Origin of the sequence: Arcobacter sp. YIC-80, assembly GCF_044841725.1 — a bacterium.
GTDB lineage: Bacteria > Campylobacterota > Campylobacteria > Campylobacterales > Arcobacteraceae > Arcobacter_B.
In genome coordinates this window covers 111,020-129,711 of the sequence record NZ_JBJBSI010000006.1, presented here as the reverse complement: position 1 = coordinate 129,711, position 18,692 = coordinate 111,020, and the positions used below count along the sequence as shown (strand labels likewise).

General features: G+C 27.1%; 19 protein-coding genes and 1 pseudogene. 12 read left to right on the top strand and 8 right to left on the bottom strand.

Annotated elements, in window-relative coordinates; all coding sequences use genetic code 11:
* The first annotated feature begins 67 nt into the window (after positions 1 to 67).
* Complete coding sequence (locus ACH5BK_RS09660; protein ID WP_404306821.1) at positions 68 to 1,432, top strand: class II 3-deoxy-7-phosphoheptulonate synthase; 1,365 nt, start codon at positions 68 to 70, stop codon at positions 1,430 to 1,432.
* Between the two features lie 59 nt (positions 1,433 to 1,491).
* Here the strand turns inward: ACH5BK_RS09660 and ACH5BK_RS09655 are convergent.
* A pseudogene (locus ACH5BK_RS09655) lies at positions 1,492 to 1,788 on the bottom strand (arsenate reductase family protein); the annotation flags it as partial.
* Positions 1,789 to 1,850: 62 nt separating this feature from the next.
* Positions 1,851 to 2,141 (bottom strand): Asp-tRNA(Asn)/Glu-tRNA(Gln) amidotransferase subunit GatC, encoded by a 291-nt coding sequence (gatC, locus tag ACH5BK_RS09650; protein ID WP_404306819.1) that lies wholly within the window; start codon positions 2,139 to 2,141, stop codon positions 1,851 to 1,853.
* Positions 2,142 to 2,270: 129 nt separating this feature from the next.
* Here gatC and ACH5BK_RS09645 point away from each other — a divergent pair, with 129 nt between their 5' ends.
* Entirely contained in the window at positions 2,271 to 2,459 is a 189-nt protein-coding gene (locus tag ACH5BK_RS09645) for a hypothetical protein (protein ID WP_404306817.1), read from the top strand.
* Between the two features lie 12 nt (positions 2,460 to 2,471).
* Positions 2,472 to 2,882, top strand: a complete 411-nt coding sequence (locus ACH5BK_RS09640; protein ID WP_404306815.1) for a prepilin peptidase — start codon at positions 2,472 to 2,474, stop codon at positions 2,880 to 2,882.
* An 8-nt stretch (positions 2,883 to 2,890) separates the two neighbouring features.
* Here the strand turns inward: ACH5BK_RS09640 and tgt are convergent, their stop codons facing one another.
* Positions 2,891 to 4,009: a tRNA guanosine(34) transglycosylase Tgt gene (tgt, locus tag ACH5BK_RS09635; RefSeq protein WP_404306813.1), complete on the bottom strand. Its 1,119-nt coding sequence runs from the start codon at positions 4,007 to 4,009 to the stop codon at positions 2,891 to 2,893.
* 43 nt (positions 4,010 to 4,052) lie between these two features.
* The gene (locus ACH5BK_RS09630; RefSeq protein WP_404306811.1) at positions 4,053 to 4,535 is read right to left on the bottom strand and encodes a response regulator; all 483 of its coding nucleotides are present in this window, start codon (positions 4,533 to 4,535) and stop codon (positions 4,053 to 4,055) included.
* Positions 4,536 to 4,657: 122 nt separating this feature from the next.
* Here ACH5BK_RS09630 and ACH5BK_RS09625 point away from each other — a divergent pair, with 122 nt between their 5' ends.
* From ACH5BK_RS09625 to nhaA, 7 genes are all read left to right on the top strand, one after another.
* Positions 4,658 to 6,019 carry a TolC family protein gene (locus ACH5BK_RS09625; protein ID WP_404306809.1) on the top strand — a complete coding sequence of 454 codons (1,362 nt, stop codon included), beginning with the start codon at positions 4,658 to 4,660 and terminating at the stop codon, positions 6,017 to 6,019.
* Between the two features lies 1 nt (position 6,020).
* A complete protein-coding gene (locus ACH5BK_RS09620) occupies positions 6,021 to 7,643 on the top strand; it encodes an ATP-binding protein (RefSeq protein WP_404306807.1) in 1,623 nt (540 codons plus the stop codon).
* A gap of 36 nt (positions 7,644 to 7,679) precedes the next feature.
* Positions 7,680 to 9,113 carry a COG3400 family protein gene (locus ACH5BK_RS09615; RefSeq protein WP_404306805.1) on the top strand — a complete coding sequence of 478 codons (1,434 nt, stop codon included), beginning with the start codon at positions 7,680 to 7,682 and terminating at the stop codon, positions 9,111 to 9,113.
* A gap of 19 nt (positions 9,114 to 9,132) precedes the next feature.
* Positions 9,133 to 10,269: a succinyldiaminopimelate transaminase gene (locus tag ACH5BK_RS09610; RefSeq protein ID WP_404306803.1), complete on the top strand. Its 1,137-nt coding sequence runs from the start codon at positions 9,133 to 9,135 to the stop codon at positions 10,267 to 10,269.
* Positions 10,256 to 10,837: a hypothetical protein gene (locus ACH5BK_RS09605; RefSeq protein WP_404306802.1), complete on the top strand. Its 582-nt coding sequence runs from the start codon at positions 10,256 to 10,258 to the stop codon at positions 10,835 to 10,837. Before ACH5BK_RS09610 ends, ACH5BK_RS09605 begins: the two co-directional genes overlap by 14 nt.
* Positions 10,838 to 12,142, top strand: a complete 1,305-nt coding sequence (gene murC / locus ACH5BK_RS09600) for a UDP-N-acetylmuramate--L-alanine ligase (protein WP_404306800.1) — start codon at positions 10,838 to 10,840, stop codon at positions 12,140 to 12,142.
* A gap of 79 nt (positions 12,143 to 12,221) precedes the next feature.
* Positions 12,222 to 13,412, top strand: coding sequence for a Na+/H+ antiporter NhaA (gene nhaA / locus ACH5BK_RS09595; RefSeq protein WP_404306798.1), 1,191 nt, complete (start codon positions 12,222 to 12,224; stop codon positions 13,410 to 13,412).
* Between the two features lie 22 nt (positions 13,413 to 13,434).
* On the opposite strand, the gene ACH5BK_RS09590 is transcribed toward nhaA, so the two are convergent.
* Both ACH5BK_RS09590 and ACH5BK_RS09585 read right to left on the bottom strand, forming a co-directional pair.
* Positions 13,435 to 14,001, bottom strand: coding sequence for a GNAT family N-acetyltransferase (locus ACH5BK_RS09590; protein WP_404306796.1), 567 nt, complete (start codon positions 13,999 to 14,001; stop codon positions 13,435 to 13,437).
* 73 nt (positions 14,002 to 14,074) lie between these two features.
* Positions 14,075 to 14,851, bottom strand: coding sequence for a DNA-processing protein DprA (locus ACH5BK_RS09585; RefSeq protein WP_404306794.1), 777 nt, complete (start codon positions 14,849 to 14,851; stop codon positions 14,075 to 14,077).
* A gap of 140 nt (positions 14,852 to 14,991) precedes the next feature.
* Here ACH5BK_RS09585 and ACH5BK_RS09580 point away from each other — a divergent pair, with 140 nt between their 5' ends.
* Together ACH5BK_RS09580 and ACH5BK_RS09575 are read left to right on the top strand one after the other, a co-directional pair.
* Positions 14,992 to 15,735: a GNAT family N-acetyltransferase gene (locus ACH5BK_RS09580; protein WP_404306792.1), complete on the top strand. Its 744-nt coding sequence runs from the start codon at positions 14,992 to 14,994 to the stop codon at positions 15,733 to 15,735.
* Positions 15,732 to 16,358, top strand: a complete 627-nt coding sequence (locus ACH5BK_RS09575; RefSeq protein WP_404306790.1) for an NAD(P)H-dependent oxidoreductase — start codon at positions 15,732 to 15,734, stop codon at positions 16,356 to 16,358. The genes ACH5BK_RS09580 and ACH5BK_RS09575 overlap by 4 nt, the downstream gene beginning before the upstream one ends.
* A gap of 5 nt (positions 16,359 to 16,363) precedes the next feature.
* Here the strand turns inward: ACH5BK_RS09575 and ACH5BK_RS09570 are convergent, their stop codons facing one another.
* Positions 16,364 to 17,473 carry a divergent polysaccharide deacetylase family protein gene (locus tag ACH5BK_RS09570; protein WP_404306788.1) on the bottom strand — a complete coding sequence of 370 codons (1,110 nt, stop codon included), beginning with the start codon at positions 17,471 to 17,473 and terminating at the stop codon, positions 16,364 to 16,366.
* Positions 17,474 to 17,514: 41 nt separating this feature from the next.
* Complete coding sequence (ilvC, locus tag ACH5BK_RS09565; RefSeq protein ID WP_404306786.1) at positions 17,515 to 18,537, bottom strand: ketol-acid reductoisomerase; 1,023 nt, start codon at positions 18,535 to 18,537, stop codon at positions 17,515 to 17,517.
* Between the last annotated feature and the right edge of the window lie 155 nt (positions 18,538 to 18,692).

Here is an 18,692-nt window from a genome sequence, read left to right as displayed (position 1 = left end):
AATTTTTCATATTAAGTATAGTTTAGATAAAATCATCCATTATTAAATAAAAGATAAAGGCAATAAAATGAAAAATTGGAATCCAAGTAGCTGGAGAGATTTTCCAATCAAGCAACAACCAACATATAATGACTTAGATAAATTAAAGAAAGTAGAAAATGAACTAGCTTCATATCCACCTTTAATTTTTGCAGGTGAAGCACTAAGTTTAAAAAGTAAGTTAGCTGATGTAGTAAATGGAAAAGCTTTTCTTTTACAAGGAGGAGATTGTGCTGAGTCATTTGCTGCATTTGATGCAAATAATATAAAAGATTTATTTAAAGCAATGATGCAAATGGCTGTAGTCTTAACTTTCTCTGGTGGATGTCCTGTTGTAAAAGTTGGACGAGTAGCAGGTCAATTTGCAAAGCCAAGAAGTGCAGACTTTGAAGAAATAAATGGTATTTCTTTACCTTCATATAGAGGTGATATTGTAAATGATATGGCATTTACTGAAAAAGCTAGAAATCCAAAAGCTAAAAAATTATTAAAAGCTTATAATCAAAGTGCTGCAACTATGAACCTTTTAAGAGCATTTTCAAGAGGTGGAATGGCTGATTTAAATCAGGTTCATTTATGGAATTTAGGATTTTTAAAAGATCATGAATTAGATGAAAGATATCAAGATGTTTCAAACAGAATTTCTGAGGCATTAAACTTTATGAAATCATGTGGAATTACAAGTGAAAATACTGCACAATTAAGTGAAACATCACTTTATACTTCACATGAAGCACTTTTACTTAACTATGAAGAAGCTTTAACTAGAAAAGATTCAATTACAGGTGATTGGTTTAACTGTGCTGCTCACATGTTATGGATTGGAGATAGAACAAGAGACTTAAAAGATGCTCATATTGAATACTTTAGAGGTATTAAGAATCCAGTTGGGTGTAAAGTAGGCCCTTCTATGAAAGAAGATGAATTAATTCAATTAATTGATAAATTAAATCCAGAAAATGAAGCAGGAAGATTAAATCTTATTGTTAGAATGGGTGCAAATAAAATTGAAGATCATTTCCCTAAACTATTAGCAAGAGTTAAAAAAGAGGGTAAAAATGTATTATGGTCATCAGATCCAATGCATGGAAATACTATTAAAACTGATAATGGTTATAAAACAAGAGATTTTGAAGCTATTTTAAGTGAAGTTCGAAAATTCTTCCAAATTCATAGAGCAGAGGGTACTTATGCAGGTGGTATTCATTTAGAAATGACTGGTCAAGATGTAACAGAGTGTACAGGAAGTGCAAGTTCAGCTATTACAAAAGAAGGATTAGCAAGTAGATATCATACTCAATGTGATCCAAGATTAAATGCTGATCAAGCTTTAGAATTAGCATTTATGATTGCAGATACTCTAAAAGAAGCTAGAAAAGATATCATTGTTTAGTTTATATCTTTGATGGCATAAAAAAAGGGAAGAAGTTTTACTTCTTCCCTTTTTTAGTTTTATAAAAATTTTTCTTTATATTCCTCTTCATTGAAACCAACAACAACATCATTGCTCATTTCAACTATTGGTCTTTTTAAAAGCATAGGCTCTTTACATAACCACTCAAATTTACCTTGTTCATCAAGATTAAGCTCTTTTAACTTTAAACTTCTGTACTTAGTTCCTCTACTATTGAAAACTAAATCAATTCCTGCTTTTTCAATCCAAAACTCGATAGAAGTTGAAGTAGGTATTTCTTTTTTTGTATCAAAAAATTCTACTTCTATATTGTTGTCCTTAAAAAACCTTAAGGCTTTTCTAACAGAGTTTCAGGTTTTTATTCCATAAACCTTAAACATTGTTTTCCTTTTATTTATTACTCAATAATCTTTGGAACTATAAAGTATCCATCTTCGCTCTTTGGCGCATTTTCTAAAATATGATTTGATAATTCTAAATCTTGTTTCGCAACATCATCTCTTAAAGGTGTACCACCTTCTACTGTATTAAATGTAGCTTCAATTTTTGATACATCAATTTCATTTAAATTCTCAACGAAGTTGATAATATCAGCTAGCTCAGATTTTAAGTTCTCTTTTCTTGACTCATCAATCTCTAAACTAGAAAGTCTTGATAATTTTTCAATTAGTTTATCATCTACAGTCATAGTTTTCCTTGTTGTTGTATATAAATATGATTATATCTAAAAAGAGTTTGTTATGGCTTTAAAAGATTTAGAATAAATTTATAGTATACTTTTGTATTAATAAATCTAAAAAATTTTAAAGGAAAAAAAATGTTAAATTTTTTAATAAAGAAATTTAAAGATGAAAAGGGAGCTGTTGATAAAATCTTAGTTGCCTTACTTTTGATTATTTTTGCTCTATCAGCAATCGTTATATATAATACTTGGATTATGGATGAAAGTGAAAAATTACAAAAAAAAGCTTTTTCTGAGAGTGTAATTAGTAAAAAGCATACTTAATATAAATTTTAAATGTTTTATATAGTTTTTTATGTTTTTTCTCTTTTTTTAAGTTACCTAGACCTAAAAAAATATATAGTACCAAATATTATGCTTATAACGATGTTTATAATGTTAGTAGTTTTTGGTTTATTAGAAGATAGAATTTTTATAAATTCTATTTACTTGGCTTTTTTAATGTTTGTTTTTTTTATAGTGATATTTTTATTAAAAAAGGATTTACTACTAGGAGGAGGTGATATAAAGTATATGCTTTTAGTTACATTACTTTTTGAACCTATAGCTTTTTTTCTATTTGTTTTAATCACTGGAATTATACAAATAATATTTTTAATATATTTTCAAAATATTAGAAAAAAACCTATGACTCCTATGATTCCTAGTATGTTTATGTCTGTTGTTTTGGTACAACTTTTTTATTAAAAGAGTTTTTAGGCTCTTTTTTCATAAAATTCTGTTCTAAATTCATCCCATCTATTTTCTAAAATCGCTGTTCTTGCTTGTGTCATAAGATTTAAATAGTAGTGAATATTGTGCATAGAAGCTAATCTAAAATATGTCATTTCACCTGCTTTATATAAATGATTTAGATATGCTCTTGTAAAATTTTGACAAGTATAACAAGTACACTCTTCATCAATAGGTTTTGCATCTTCTTTAAATTGGGCTTTTCTGATATTTAATCTACCAAAAGAAGTAAATAAAGTACCATTTCTTGCATTTCTTGTTGGCATAACACAATCAAACATATCAACACCTCTGTGAATGTTTTCTATTAAATCTTCTGGTAATCCAACACCCATTAGATATCTTGGTTTATCTTCTGGCATAAATTGTGTTGTCCACTCAACTGTATCATACATATCAGCATTTGGTTCACCAACACTTAATCCACCAATAGCATAGCCATCAAAATCAGTTAGAGAACATAATTGTTCAGCACTTAGTTTTCTAAACTCTTTATCTGTACCACCTTGAATAATAGCAAAAATATTTTGATTTACTCCTATTCCTTTTTCTTGTTGGCTTTTATGATATGTAATAGCTTCTTTTGCCCATTTTGTAGTTCTTTGAATAGATTCTTTAATTCTTTCTCTTGTATTTGGTAATGCAACTAAATCATCTAAAATCATCATAATATCACTACCTAAATCATATTGTGTATCAAGTACACTTTGAGGAGTGAAGTAATGTTTACTTCCATCAATATGTGATTTGAACATAATGCCATTATCATCAGGTTTAGAGTTATCACTTAGTGAAAAAGCTTGAAAACCTCCACTATCAGTTAGAAAAGAGTTTGGAAATTTAGAAAAGCCATGAAGTCCACCAAATTTTTTTATTATTTCACTTCCTGGTCTAAGATATAAGTGATAAGTATTTCCAAGAATAATTTTTGCACCCATGCTTAGAAGTTCATTTGCATCTAGTGCCTTTACAGTAGCTTGGGTACCTACTGGCATAAATACAGGTGTTTGTATTGTACTATGAGCTGTTTTTATTGTACATGCTCTAGCTTTATTTACAGTTGCGTCTATTTTAAATTGCATATATTTCATTAACCTTGATTAAAATTTCGCAATTATATCTAAATTAAGTTGATACTTTTTCTTCTAGTTGTTCTTTTAAAGCTTGATTTTCTTGTTTTAATGTTTCTATTTCTTTAAGTAATTCTTTTTTTTCATTTACAATCTCAAGTGCTTTAGAAATTGATTTAATAATATTTCTAATATCTATAGGTTTTATAATATATGAAGTAATTCCAAGCTCAATTGCTTTTTTTAAATAACTTATGTCTTGATGTGCTGTAGTTATTAATACTGGGATATCTTTGTTGATTTTTTTAATTTCTTCAATCATTTTTAATCCATCCATATTTGGCATGGATAAATCAGTTAAAACAACATCAATTTCTTCTTGATTTTGTTTATATTTTTCTAAACCTTCTTGCCCATCATTCGCAGAAATAATAGTGGCATTAACTAGTTTTAGAGTAATAATTGTGTTTTGTTGAATAGCTTGATCATCTTCTACATATAAAATAGTAGTATTTTTTAGCATTTGTTCATTTATCATGGGATTTAACCTTATTTGTTGAATTATATTAGCGATTCTTCAATAAAAAAGTTATTAAATTAAACTAAAATAAAAATTATTTATTTTTAGATATAATGAGATAATTTTATATAAGGGTATAAATGAATTACTTTTTCTTACTTGTTTTTAGTGTAAGCTTTCTATTTTCTAAAGAATTAAAATCAATATCCTTAGAAGAAGCAATACAAATAGCTTTAGAAAATAATAAAAAAAATAAAGTATCAAAATTAGCTTTAGAACTAGCAAATGCCCAATACAATAAAGCCCTTAGTGCAAATTATCCAACTATAAATGCAATGCTAATTGGGACAAGAAAAGATGAAAGTCCTATTTATCAGCAAAAAGGGGAGTTTCAACTTCCAAATGATTTATCACTTATGTTAGGAAGAAATTCAATTCCTGCAAATATTAATACAACTAGCTATGGTAGAGACACAGTAAAAGGTTCAATAAACTTACAATATCCAGTTTATACAGGTGGAAAAATCTCAGCTATTATAGAACAGGCAAAGTTAAATAAACATATTGCTTTTAACGCTATGAAAAGAGAAGAACAAAATGTTGTTTTTGATACAAAAAAGTATTTTTATGGATATGTTTTAACAAATGAACTTTATAAAATTGCTAAAGATTCTTATGAACGAATGCAGTTTATTTCTGATTTAACTAAAAACTTTTATGAAAGTGCAGATTCTTTAATGGTAAAAAAAACTGATTATTTATCAGTTCAAGTAACAGTTACACTAATTGAGTCAATTGTATCTAAACTAGAAGCAAATAGAAATCTTGTAAAATCAGCTCTTATAAACTCTATGGGCTTACCTTGGGATAGTGACATAAAAATCTCATACACAAGTAGATTGGTACCACCTAATTATACTCTTGCTAAGTTAGTAGAAAAAGCTTATTCCTCAAATCAAGATATAAAAGAAATGGATATAGCTTTAAGAATTACAAAAGAGCAAATAAAAGAAAAAAAAGCAGGGCATTATCCAACATTAGCTTTTATGGGAGAAGTATCAAAAACATACAACTCTTATAAATATGGGTTTTTAAATGAAAATCAAAGAAACAGATGGAATATCGGTTTTGCAGCAAATTTACCACTTTTTGATGGCTTTAAAACAACAAATGAGATTGAAGAAAAAATGCTGCAAAATAAAAAAATATATTTATTAAGAGATATGTTAAAAGACGCAATTGCCATGCAAATTAAAAATGAGTTAAATAATGCACTTATTGGTTTTAAACAAATAAAAACATTAAAAAAAGCGAAAAAACTTGCTAAAGAAAATAGAGAGTTAAACATAAGAGCTTATCAAATAGAAGCTGTAAAAACAGAAGAGGTAGTTCAAGCTCAGTATATAGAAGCTTATGTGAAAGCTGACTATTTAAAATATGTTCATGATTATTTAGTAGCTTTAGCAAAAATAGATAAATTAATAGGAAAAGAAATAAAATAAAATGTCAGTATATAGCAAAAATAAATTATTTAAAAAAGTATATAGTTTACTATTCTTAGGAATTACTTTTATAACCATTATTTTTGCAGTTATTGGGGTTTCTTTACACAAAAAAGCTGTATTAGAACTTATGCAATCAGAAGCAAAAGGTTTAACTCAATCTATAACTTTTGTAATATCAAAAGCTTTGTTAAAAGGTGATAACTCATCAATTATTGATTTTAATAAACAGTACATAAAAAAGACAGATAAAGTTAAAAGTGTTATTATCTCAAAAGTAAATAAAAATGAATATTTTTTGATAAAAAAAGATTCTTGGAGTCATAAAAAAACTATAGATGAAGTTTTTTTAAATATGCAAAAAGATAAACCTTTTAGTTCTATTTTATACTCAAGTTTTTTAAAAGAAGAAGTTTTTCATTATGTTTATCCTATGAATATATCTGGCAGTACGTGGGGTTGGTTACATATAAGTTTAGATTTAGAAAAATATAACGAGAAACTTGATAGTTTATATACTCAATATCTAGTATTATTTATTTTGTTTACAATTTTATCTTTTATTATTTCTTTTTATATAGCAAAAACTTTTGTAAGACCAATTGTTGAACTTAATAAAATTGTATCAAAAGTTAGTTCTGATAATTTAGATGTTAAAGCCCATAATATAAGTAATGATGAGGTGGGAGAATTAACTAAAGCTTTTAATTCTATGATATCACAATTAAGTACTTCTCAAAAAAATCTTAAAAAATATCAAGCAGATTTAGAAAAAAGAGTACATGAAAGAACAGCTGATTTGGAAAAAGCAAATAAAAGTCTAAATGAAAAATCAGAACAGTTAGAAGAGTTAAACAAAAATCTTGATACAAAAGTAAAAAGAGAAATAGAAAGAAGAAAAGAACAAGAACAAATGCTTTTACAGCAGTCAAGACTTGCTGCAATGGGTGAAATGGTAGGAAATATTGCTCATCAATGGAGACAGCCTTTAAATGCTTTAGGTATTATCATTCAAAATATAGATTTATCATATAGAATTGGAAAACTAAATGAAGAGTTTATGAAAAAATCCATTGATGAATCTTTGGATTTAACTACTATGATGTCTAAAACTATTGATGATTTTAGAAACTTTTTTATTCCAAATAAGAAAAAAGAAAACTTTTTATTACATGAAAGTTTAAATAGTTCTTTAGAATTAATTGGTTCTACTTTTAAAAATTATAATATTAAAGTTGAAAAAAATATTGATAAAGGTTTAGAAGTTTATGGCTTTCCAAATGAATTTGCGCAAGCTTTATTAAATGTATTATCAAATGCAAAAGATGCTTTAATAGAAAAAAAGATATCAAAGCCTATAGTTTTAGTTGCTTTAAAAAAAGAAAATAATATTGGAAAAATTTCTATTAGTGATAATGCTGGGGGAATTGATAACAAGGTAATAATGAAAGTGTTTGAACCTTATTTTACTACAAAAGAACAAGGTAAGGGAACAGGTATTGGTTTATATATGTCAAAGATGATTATCGAACAAAATATGAAGGGAAAAATTTACGCTAAAAATATAGAAAATGGTGTAAGTTTTGTTATTGAAATACCTTTAAAAGAGCAAAAAGAAGATTAAAATCTACTATTAATTTAATTAAGATATAATATCAAAATGAAAAAGATATTAATAATTTTAGATGGTATTGTTGCTAAAAAGCTAATGCATAGAATTGTTGAGGCAAATACTAATGATAACGCTTATGATGTTATATATATGAGTGATTTGATTCTACCTGTACAAAAGCCTTCTAATTTTACTTTTTATAAGTTTGATCCAACTTCAAAATCTAAACTAGCTATGGTTTTAGATAAAAATATTCATACAGAAGTTTTAATAGCACTTAATTCAAAAGATGAAATGATAAGTGTGATTAAAAATATCAGAGAACATAAACAAAATCTTCAAATGAATGTACTTGATTATTGGGGTTTAGAAGTTGATGATCCTTATGTAAATGTTTATAAAGGTATAGAAGTTTTAGCAAATGGTATGGTTGAAAGACTTCCAAATATTCCTGTTGTGGCACAAAATATTGGGCTTAAACAAGGGGAAATTATGGAAATTAGAATTCCTTTTGGTAGCTCTTATGCTTATAGATATATAGGTTCAATTGAACAAAAAAAATGGAAAATCTTTGCTTTATATAGAAATCAACAACTTCTTACTATAAAACCCTCATTAGTTTTAAAACCCAATGATGTGATATTAGTAGTTGGAAAACCTTATGTTTTAATGCAAGTATTTAATGCAATTGGCAAAAATCAAGGGCAATTTCCTATGCCTTTTGGACACAATATATATTTATATTTAGATTTATATTTACAAAGTGAACAGAGTGCTAGAAAAGCTATTATTGAAGCAAAATTTTTGAATCAAAGATTAAAAAATAAGAAATTAATAGTAAGAGTTACTAGACCAACAAGTGTTGGGATAATGAATTTTATAAAAGATGAATTAAGACATTTCCCATCTATTAAACTTTGTATTGATTATGCAAATTCAGGTTTATTTAAAATACTAAGAGAAGATTTTAGAAAATTTGATATTGGAATGATTGTATTAACTCAAGAGATGTTTAAAGACAAGGAAGCTGTATCAAGATTAATTGAGTTTAAAGTTCCTATTTTCAAACTAGGGAATGAAAAGTTAAAATCTGTAAAAAGTACAGTTGTTGTTTTAAATGATACACCATCTTATGAGCAAATATCTCCTATGGTATTTGATGTAGCAAGTCAAGTTAAAACAAAAACAAGAATATTTGATTTAGATCCAATTGGGGAAGAAGAAGATAAGTCAAACCTTTTAGATCATTTTGAGAATTTAGCAAAAATTTTTAATGAAAAAGTTGAAATTATTTCAAGTACTGAAAATCCAATAAGAAAACTAAAAAAACAAAAAAATATGGTTCAAATTTTGCCACTTAAAAAAGAGATGTTCAAAAAAAGATTTTCATTTAAGTTTTTTTACACAAATACAGACTATATATCTTTTGATATGAATGAATATAACCAACTGCTAATTCCCGTAGTTGAAGAACAAAATTAAATTAAGGATAAATTTTATAATGAATTTTGAAAAATACCCTTTTGAAAGGTTAAATGAGCTATTAGCTGATGTAGTTCCAAATGAAAAGTATGAATTATCAGCATTAACTATAGGTGAGCCAAAATTTGAAACTCCTGGTTTTATTCAAAAAACTTTAAAAGAAACAACTTCTTCTTTGAAAAAATATCCAGCTAGTGCTGGTTTACCAGAACTTAAACAAGCTATGGTTAATTTTGTAAAAGAGAGATTTGATGTAGAAATCAAACAAAGTGAAGTAATACCTACATTTGGTACGAGAGAAGCACTTTTTAATTTTCCTCAGTTTGCATTATTTGATAAGAAAAATCCAGTTATGGCTTTTACAAATCCTTTTTATCAAATCTATGAAGGTGCTGCTATTGCTAGTAGAGCAGAAGTTATTCATATAGATTTAACAAAAGAAAATGACTTCAAAGCAAACTTAAGTGATGAAGAACTTAAAAGATGTGATTTAGTAATTTTAAATTTCCCAAATAATCCAACATCTGCTGAAATGACAAAAGAAGAACTAGGTGTATGGGTTAAAAAGGCTTTAGAGTTTGATTTTATTTTAATCAATGATGAGTGTTATTCAGAGATTTATTTTGATGAAGATGATAAACCAGCATCACTTTTAGAAGCAAGTATTGCTGTTGGAAATACAAGCTTTAAAAATATACTTGTAATGAACTCTATTTCAAAAAGAAGTTCAGCTCCAGGACTTAGATCAGGTTTTGTTGCAGGTGATGAAGAGATTTTAAAAGCATATATGAAGTATAGAACTTATGTTGGATGTGCTTCACCTGTACCTTTACAAATAACAGCAGCAGTTGCTTGGAATAATAAAGAACATGTTGATGAATTTAGAGCTGTATATAAAGAAAATTTCGAATTAGCAAAAGAGATTTTAGGAATAAATCCTCCAAAAGCAACTTTTTATATTTGGCTTGAAGTAAAAGATGAATTAGAGTTTACAAAAGAGCTTTATAGACAAAAACATATAAAAGTTTTACCAGGAAGTTTCTTGGGAAGAAATGGCATTGGTAAAGGTTATGTAAGAATTGCATTAGTTGAAAATGCTCAAAAAACTAAAGAAGTATTAACAAGATTAAAGGATTTTATTGATGGACAAAAATGAGTTAAATGAAGCAAGAACAAACCCCGATTTTCTTAAGTATTTAGAAGAAACTAGGGTTTCATCTATGGAAAATAAAGATATTTCAGCTATGTATGAAACACTTGATTCTATGCTTGTTCTTGGTTTAGATGAAGAAAAAATAAACTCTTTATATGAAGTTATCTTAAAAACTGCATTTGAAAATGTAGAAAAAATAGTAAATGAAAATAAAAAACTTGATCTAGTTGATAAAAATTTACTTTATGTGAGAGCTTTTTATGAGCATGCAATTGAGAAATGGTCTTATGATAATTTTGATGGGGCAAAAGAGTTAGTTTTTGTTTTAGCAAATATCATTAAAGATGAGATCTTAGAACAAGCCTTAAATGTATTACTTATAGTTTTAAGTAAAAAAACACCTCTTGATGACTTTTATGAAACACAAGTTAATTTAGATACAAATAGTTCAAATGAAAAATATGGATATTTCTTAGTTGATTTTAAATTTGATGCAAGTAAATTTTTAGAAGAGAATAAAGAGCTTTTACAAGAAGAATATAAAAATTTACAACCTTTACTGGATGCTTAAATGAAAGTACATTTTATTGGAATAGGTGGAATTGGACTTTCTGCCTTAGCTAGATTTTTAAAACATGATGGTCATGAAGTTTGTGGTTCTGATATGAAAAGTACACCTATTACAAAAGAGTTAGTAAATGAAGGAATAAAAGTTTCATGTCCACAAGACGCTTCAAATATTACTGATGGTTTAGATTTAGTAATTTATTCAGCTGCTGTCACAGATGAAAACCCTGAACTTATTGAATCAAGACTTAAACAAATTAGAACACTTTCAAGAAAAGAGGCTTTACCTATTATTTTAGGAGATAAAAAAAACTATTGTGTTGCAGGAGCTCATGGTAAATCAACTACAACAGCTATCTTAGCTTCAATTTTAGATAGTTCAGCATTAATTGGGGCAATTTCAAAAGATTTTGGTTCAAACTTTAGATATGTAAATGATTTAGTCGCTTTTGAAGCAGATGAGTCTGATGCTTCTTTTTTATTATCAAATCCTCATTGTGCAATTGTAACAAATGCAGAACCTGAACACATGGAATATTATCATTATGATTATGAAAAGTTTTTTCAAGCTTATGAAAAGTTTATTAATTTAGGACAACAAAATGTACTAAATGGTGAAGATGAATATATCAAAAAACTAAATATTAAAAATCCAAACTTTTTATATCCAAGCTCTGATATTAAGAACTTATGTTTTTTACTAAAAGATGGAGAGCCTTTTACAAAGTTTGATTTAAAAGACTTAGGTTCATTTGAAGTTTGGGGCTTTGGGTATCATATTGCTTTAGATGCTTCCCTTGCTATTCTAGCAGCACTAGAAGAGTTAGATATTGAAATTATTAGAAAAAATCTTTTAAATTACAAAGGTATTAAAAAGAGATTTGATATTGTTCAGAAAAATGATAAGATGGTAATAATTGATGATTATGCTCATCATCCAACTGAGATTGAAGCTACAATGAAATCAGTTGAAGTTTATGATAATCTTACAAATTTAGATAAAAGAATTGTAATCTGGCAACCGCATAAATACTCAAGAACTCATGATAATTTAGAAGGCTTTAAAAAATGCTTTAGAAGATGTGATCAATTAGTAATTTTACCTATTTGGACTATTCCAGGAGAAGTGGTACTTGATATAGACTTCGAAAAAGAGTTTACTTCTTATAATCCTATTTTTGCAGATAGATTAAAAACAAGTGATGGGAAAATTGAACTTATTAAAGATGATAAAATTATTTCTGTTTTAGATGAAGGAATTATTTTAGGTGTAGGAGCAGGAGATATTACATATCAATTAAGACATTAATTAATTCTTTTTAATAAATAATAAAGATTTTTGTAATAGAATGATAACTAAACACCAATAATTATAAAAGGTTAATTAAATGAAGGTTTTAGTTAGAAAATTTTTAAAAAAAGAATCAACTTCAGGTATTATCTTAATGTTTGTAACCTGTGTTGCTTTGATATTTAGTAATACATTTTTATCAGACTTTTATAATACCTTTTTACATACCCCAATAGTTTTTAAAATTGGAGATTTTCTTAATATTTCAAAACCCTTAATACTTTGGGTAAATGATGGTTTAATGGCAATTTTCTTTCTTCTAATAGGCTTAGAAATAAAAAGAGAATTGCTTTTAGGTCATTTATCTTCCTTTTCTAAGATAGCATTACCTGCAATAGCTGCAGTTGGTGGGATGTTAGTTCCAGCTTTAGTTTTTTTATTTTTTAATCAAGGAGATGATTTTGCTCTTAGGGGATGGGCTATTCCAACTGCTACTGATATTGCATTTGCTTTAGGAATTTTAGCTTTATTAGGTAAAAGAGTACCAACTTCTTTAAAAATATTTTTGATGGCTTTAGCTATTTTTGATGATTTAGGAGCTATTTTAATTATTGCATTTTTTTATACATCATCATTATCTTTTGAGGCATTATCTTTGGCCTTATTTTCAATAGTTATTTTGTATTTAATGAATAGAATGAGAATACAACTTTTAGGTGCATATATAATAGTGGGACTTTTCCTTTGGGTGTTTATTTTAAAATCAGGTATTCATGCTACTTTAGCTGGTATTATTTTGGCATTTTTTATTCCTTTACGTATGAAAGATGAGTTAAAACAAAAAACAGTCTCACCTATGAAAAACTTGGAGAATCAGATACATTTTTGGGTTGCATTCTTTGTATTACCTATTTTTGCTTTTGTAAATGCAGGAGTAGATTTAAGAGAAATGTCATTGGAAAAAATAACAAATCCTGTATCTTTAGGAATTATATTAGGTTTATTTTTTGGAAAGCAAATAGGGGTGTTTTTATTTACCTTTTTAGCTGTAAAACTTAAACTTGCTAAGTTACCTAAATGTACATCATGGGCTCAAATATATGGAATTTCTATACTTACTGGTATTGGGTTTACAATGAGTTTATTTATTGACTCACTAGCATATAATGATTCAGATGCTTTCTTTTATACTGATAAGTTAGCAATTCTAATAGGATCTGTTTTATCAGGAGTATTTGGGTATTTAGTTTTAAGAGTTGTAAAAGGAAAGAAAAACTGTAGTATCTAAACTACAGTTTTTACTAGTATTTTTATCTTAGAACTCTTTTACTAGTGTCATATACAAATTCATAATATTCATTATTGTTATATTGAAATTCTTGAATAACTTCAAGTCCAAGTTTTCTTTTATGAGCTTCGTATGATCTAGGGTTTATTTTATTTACAAATGTAACTAAAATATCATATCTTTTTGACATATAATCAAGTGCAAAATCAAAAAGTTTTTCAAGTACACCAGAACCTCTTACACTTTTATCTACACAAACAGGTCCATATTGATATGAGTTATCTACAGTGATTCTTTCACCCTTATAACTAAGATTTGGTAAGTCTTCTATCATAAAAGCAAACATTGGCCATTTTGACCAATATTGCCATGAAGCAGACATTACGTAGGCTATAACTTCATTATTATCGTTTGTGGCAATAAAAATCCCTTTTTCTTTATTTATTATATCTTCTAATTGCTCTTTACTAAAAGCAGTAGTTACAAATCCATCTTTTTTATCTTTTTCATCAATAGAATCAATTTGATATTTGTTATGTAGTTTTAATATCGAAGCCACATCTTCTTTTTGAGCTACTTTTAAATTCATAGTTTATTCCTAAAACTTTTTATTTATGATAGTGAATTAGAAGTTATGTATATAATAAATTGCTATGAATATTTTATATTAAGAATATTTTTCCATTTTTTATTTCGATTTTTCCCATTAATTCATATTCAAAAACTTTATCACTATATTTATAAACAGCTTCATCATAAAGTGGAGACGTTTCGCAAAAAAGTAAAAACTCATCTTTTTGAATTTCTTTAACTTGTTTAGGAACTAATAAATTTATAAATTCATCAATATCATAAATAGGCTCAATTAACTTTTTTTCTACTAGTTTTTGCGTTCCTAAACTTTCATTTAATCTATGAGGTAAGGTATAGACTTTTTTACCCATTTTAAGTGCATAATCCACTGAAGTTAAGCTACCAGAGTTTAAGTCTGCTTGTGTGACAATTAACACTTTACCTAAGGCTACAACTATTTCATTTCTTAGTACAAAAGTATAATTTCTAGCTTTTTGTTTTTCTTTATAAGCAGATAAAACAAGACCTTGTTTTTCAATCTCACAAATCATATTTTTATTTACGCTTGGATATATAATATCTAAACCATTAGCCACAACAGCAATAGTTTGATAATTCTGACAAGCTTTATGTGCTATAGCATCAACACCCATTGCAGCACCACTTACAATGGTAATACCTGCAAGGGAGAGTTTAGAAGAGAGTTTATGTGTAAACTCTTTTGTATATGAATTGGGTTTTCGTGTACCTACTATTGAGACCATAGGTGTTTGTAGAAGCTTATCATTTCCAATATAAAAAAGATTTTTAGGATAACTCTTCATACTTTGAAGTTCAGGAATTTGATAGTTAAAGTTTTTAATCATATTTAGTCTTTATAATAAAATAAATTATTATACTTTAAATATACATATTTTTAGATTAGTTATAAAAATCAACATATGTAAATGACATAAGATTAAATAGAAAGCTATACTACTTTATAAATTTAATTTGAGGTTTAATAATGAATGATAATGAATTAAGAGAAAAAAATATAAATAATTTAAGAAATTTATTTAAACTTATGGGTGCACAAAAGCAAGTATCTAAGAAGAACACAAATTTATATTTTTCAAAGACTTGGCCCAATAGATTTTGGATGCCTTATGATTATGAAATTTCAGATTTAAAGGATTTGATAAAAATAAATAATCATAAGAATAAAATTATTTCTTTATGGGAAAATAATAAAGATATTTTTACAGAGGCAAATAATGAGTTAATATCAAAAGAATACACTGTACTTTTTGAACAAATAGGAATGTATTTAAATATGAATGAATTAGATATTAATTTAAATAAAGATTTAGAAGTTAAACAAGTTCATAGTAAGGAAGATATAGAACTTTGGACAAAAATAGCTTCTTTATCTTTTTCTTACAAAATTGATTCCGAGATAATTTATAAAGTCTCAAAAGATTCTAATATAAATTTACTTTTAGCATATAAAGAAAATATACCAGTTGGTACAGCATTGCTTTATAAAAACTCTTCTGTAATGGGAATACATTTAGTTGGAGTTTTACAAAAGTATAGAAAACAAGGAATTGCAGATAATATTATGAAGAGAGCTATTTCTATTAGTAAAGAGAAAAGAATTGATTTTATGGTGCTTCAAGCATCTATGTTAGGTTTAGGAATATATGAAGAATTAGGTTTCAAAAAAAGTTTTGTATTGAAAAATTATCAAAAAAAGGAAATAAAATGAATAAAACATTTGAAGAAGCGATTAACTTCAGGCATGCTTGTAAGAGCTTTGATCCAAATAAAAAAATATCAAAAGAGGATATGTCTTTTATCTTAAACGCAGGGATTAAATCCCCTACATCTTTTGGTTTAGAGTTAACAAAGTTTATAGTTATCGAAAATCAAGAGTTAAAAGATAAAATAAAAAAAGAAAGTATGAATCAAGAACAAGTATCAGAATGTTCACATTTATTGCTTGTTCTTGTTAGAATTAATGATTCTAAAATAGAATCTGGTACTCCTAAAAAAAGATTTGAAAGACTTGGTTTGTCTTCTGATATTTTAGACATTTTTTTAAATATGTATACGGAATTTACAAAAACTCATTTAATTTCATTAAAGGATATTTATAACTGGACATCTAAGCAGGCATATCTTGCTGTAGGAAATATTATGACAGCTGCAGCAGTTAAAGGTATTGATTCTTGTCCTTTAGAAGGATTTGAAAAAGAAAAAATTGAAAAACTTTTAAATTTAGATAAAACAGAGCTTCAACTCGCTTTAGTTTTACCTTTAGGATATAGGACAAAAAGTCCTAGAAAGTCTGTACGATTAAGTTTTGATGAAATGGTTGATTTTATATAAAAATATTATAAATAAGGCAATTCATTTACAAAAATAGGTTCTATTCCTTTAAGTAAATGTTTTGACTCTTTTAAGACTTTAATAGTCATAGAATGAGGGTGTCCAATAGCTATAGCATAACCTCTTTTCTTGGCTATTTTAATTGCTTTTTTTAATTGGTTTTGAATATAAGCATACTCTTTTTTATTATCCATAAAAGTGTTTCTTACTATATACGGCATATTGTATTTTTCAGCCATTTTTTTAGCAACTGATTTAGCTGTTGTTCTACTATCTACAAAGATAAAATTATATTTTTTTAAAGCTCTAAACAGTTTATCCATAGCCTCTTCATTTTGAGTAAATACTGAACCTGTATGATTATTTGTAAAAACTGCATTTGGATACCATTTTCTTAAATCTTTAACTCTTTGTTCTATTTGTTCATAAGTATGAGTGATTTTTAGAGTATTTTTTTCAGGACCTTTAAATTTACTAGATGCTTGCATAGGAAAATGAATCATGTGAAAAGGTAAATCCTGAGCAATTTTTGCTGAATTTGGATGACCTTTTGTTGGAGGTAAAAAGGCCATATTTACTTTATATCCAATATCTAAAATAGCTTTTTTTTGTCTACTTGAACTTACATCGTCAATCATAATAACTATCTTTGGTTTACTTTTCCCATCATATTTATATAAGGATTTCTTTAAAAATAGTGAAATATCATTTGTTGTTTTACTAGGAGCTTCTTTTTTTTCTAGGGGTGTTTTTTCTATTTTCTTTTTTTCAAGTTCTTCTTTTTTCTTTTGAATTTCTTGTTTTATTTCTTCAAAAGGTTTATCTATATGATCTTTATTGAACTCTTGAGTATATTCTTCAAAAGCATCTTTTGGATCTTCTTCTAATTTAAAAAACTCATCTAATTTCTTTTCTTGGAATTTTTTTACTTCTTTTTTTTCAATAATAGTCTTATTAGTATTTTCTTTTTCATTTTTCATAATAAAATAGCTTAGTGCAGAAGCTATGAAGGCAAATAAAAATACTAATAAAAATATATTTATTAGTTTTACTTTTGATATAGAACTATTTTTTTTAGTTTTTTTTGATGATTTTTTTCTTGTTTTTTTAGTCATAGAAGAAAGAAATTTAAGGAAGAGAACTTCCTTAAATTATATTAGTTTTTGTCTTGTTGAACGATTTTTTTCTCAGCAATCCATGGCATCATAGATCTTAATTGAGAACCAGTTTGCTCAATTAAAGAAGCTCTGTTGTTCTTTCTTTCAGCGTTCATTCTTGGGTATCCTGCTTGACCTTCTAAGATGAAGTCTTTAGCAAATCTACCATCTTGAATCTCAGCTAATAATTCTTTCATAGCAGCTTTAGACTCATCATTGATGATTCTCTTACCAGCAATGTAATCTCCGTACTCAGCAGTATTAGAAATAGAATATCTCATATCTGCAATTCCACCTTCGTACATTAAGTCAACGATTAATTTTAACTCATGTAAACACTCAAAGTATGCCATCATTGGATCATAACCAGCTTCTGTTAATGTCTCAAATCCAGCTTGAACTAATGCAGTTGCTCCACCACAAAGTACTGCTTGCTCACCGAATAAATCAGTTTCAGTTTCATCTTTGAAAGTAGTTTCAATGATACCAGTTCTTCCTCCACCTACAGCAGAAGCATAAGACTTAGCTAATTCTAAAGCAGAACCAGATGCATCTTGGTGAATTGCGATAAGATCAGGAATTCCCCCACCCTTAACAAATTCAGATCTTACAGTGTGACCTGGAGCTTTAGGAGCAACCATGATTACATCATTAGTAGCTTCTGGTGCAATTCTTCCATAGTGAATGTTAAACCCGTGTCCAAATGCTAAAGTAGCATCAGCTTTTAAGTTTGGTTTAATTTCGTTAGCGTAAATATCAGCTTGATTTTCATCTGGTAATAAAATCATTACAACATCAGCTTTTGCAGTAGCTTCTGCAACTGTTAATGTTTCAAACCCTTTAGCTTCAGCTTTAGCCCAAGAAGAACCACCTTTTCTTAAACCAACAACAACTTCAACTCCAGAATCTCTTAAGTTTTCTGCGTGTGCGTGTCCTTGTGAACCAAATCCAATCATTGCAACTTTCTTAGATTTGATTAATTCAATATTACAATCTTTGTCGTAGTATACATTTAATGCCATTACTTAACCCTCAGTAAAAAATTTTTTTGAGAGTATAACTAAAAAAAACTAAAAGTTTGAGAAAAACATCAAAAATTGACTAATTAGTCTAAAAAATAACATTTCAATAATACTAAATAACAATAATTCAAATAAATTTAGATAAAATATATATT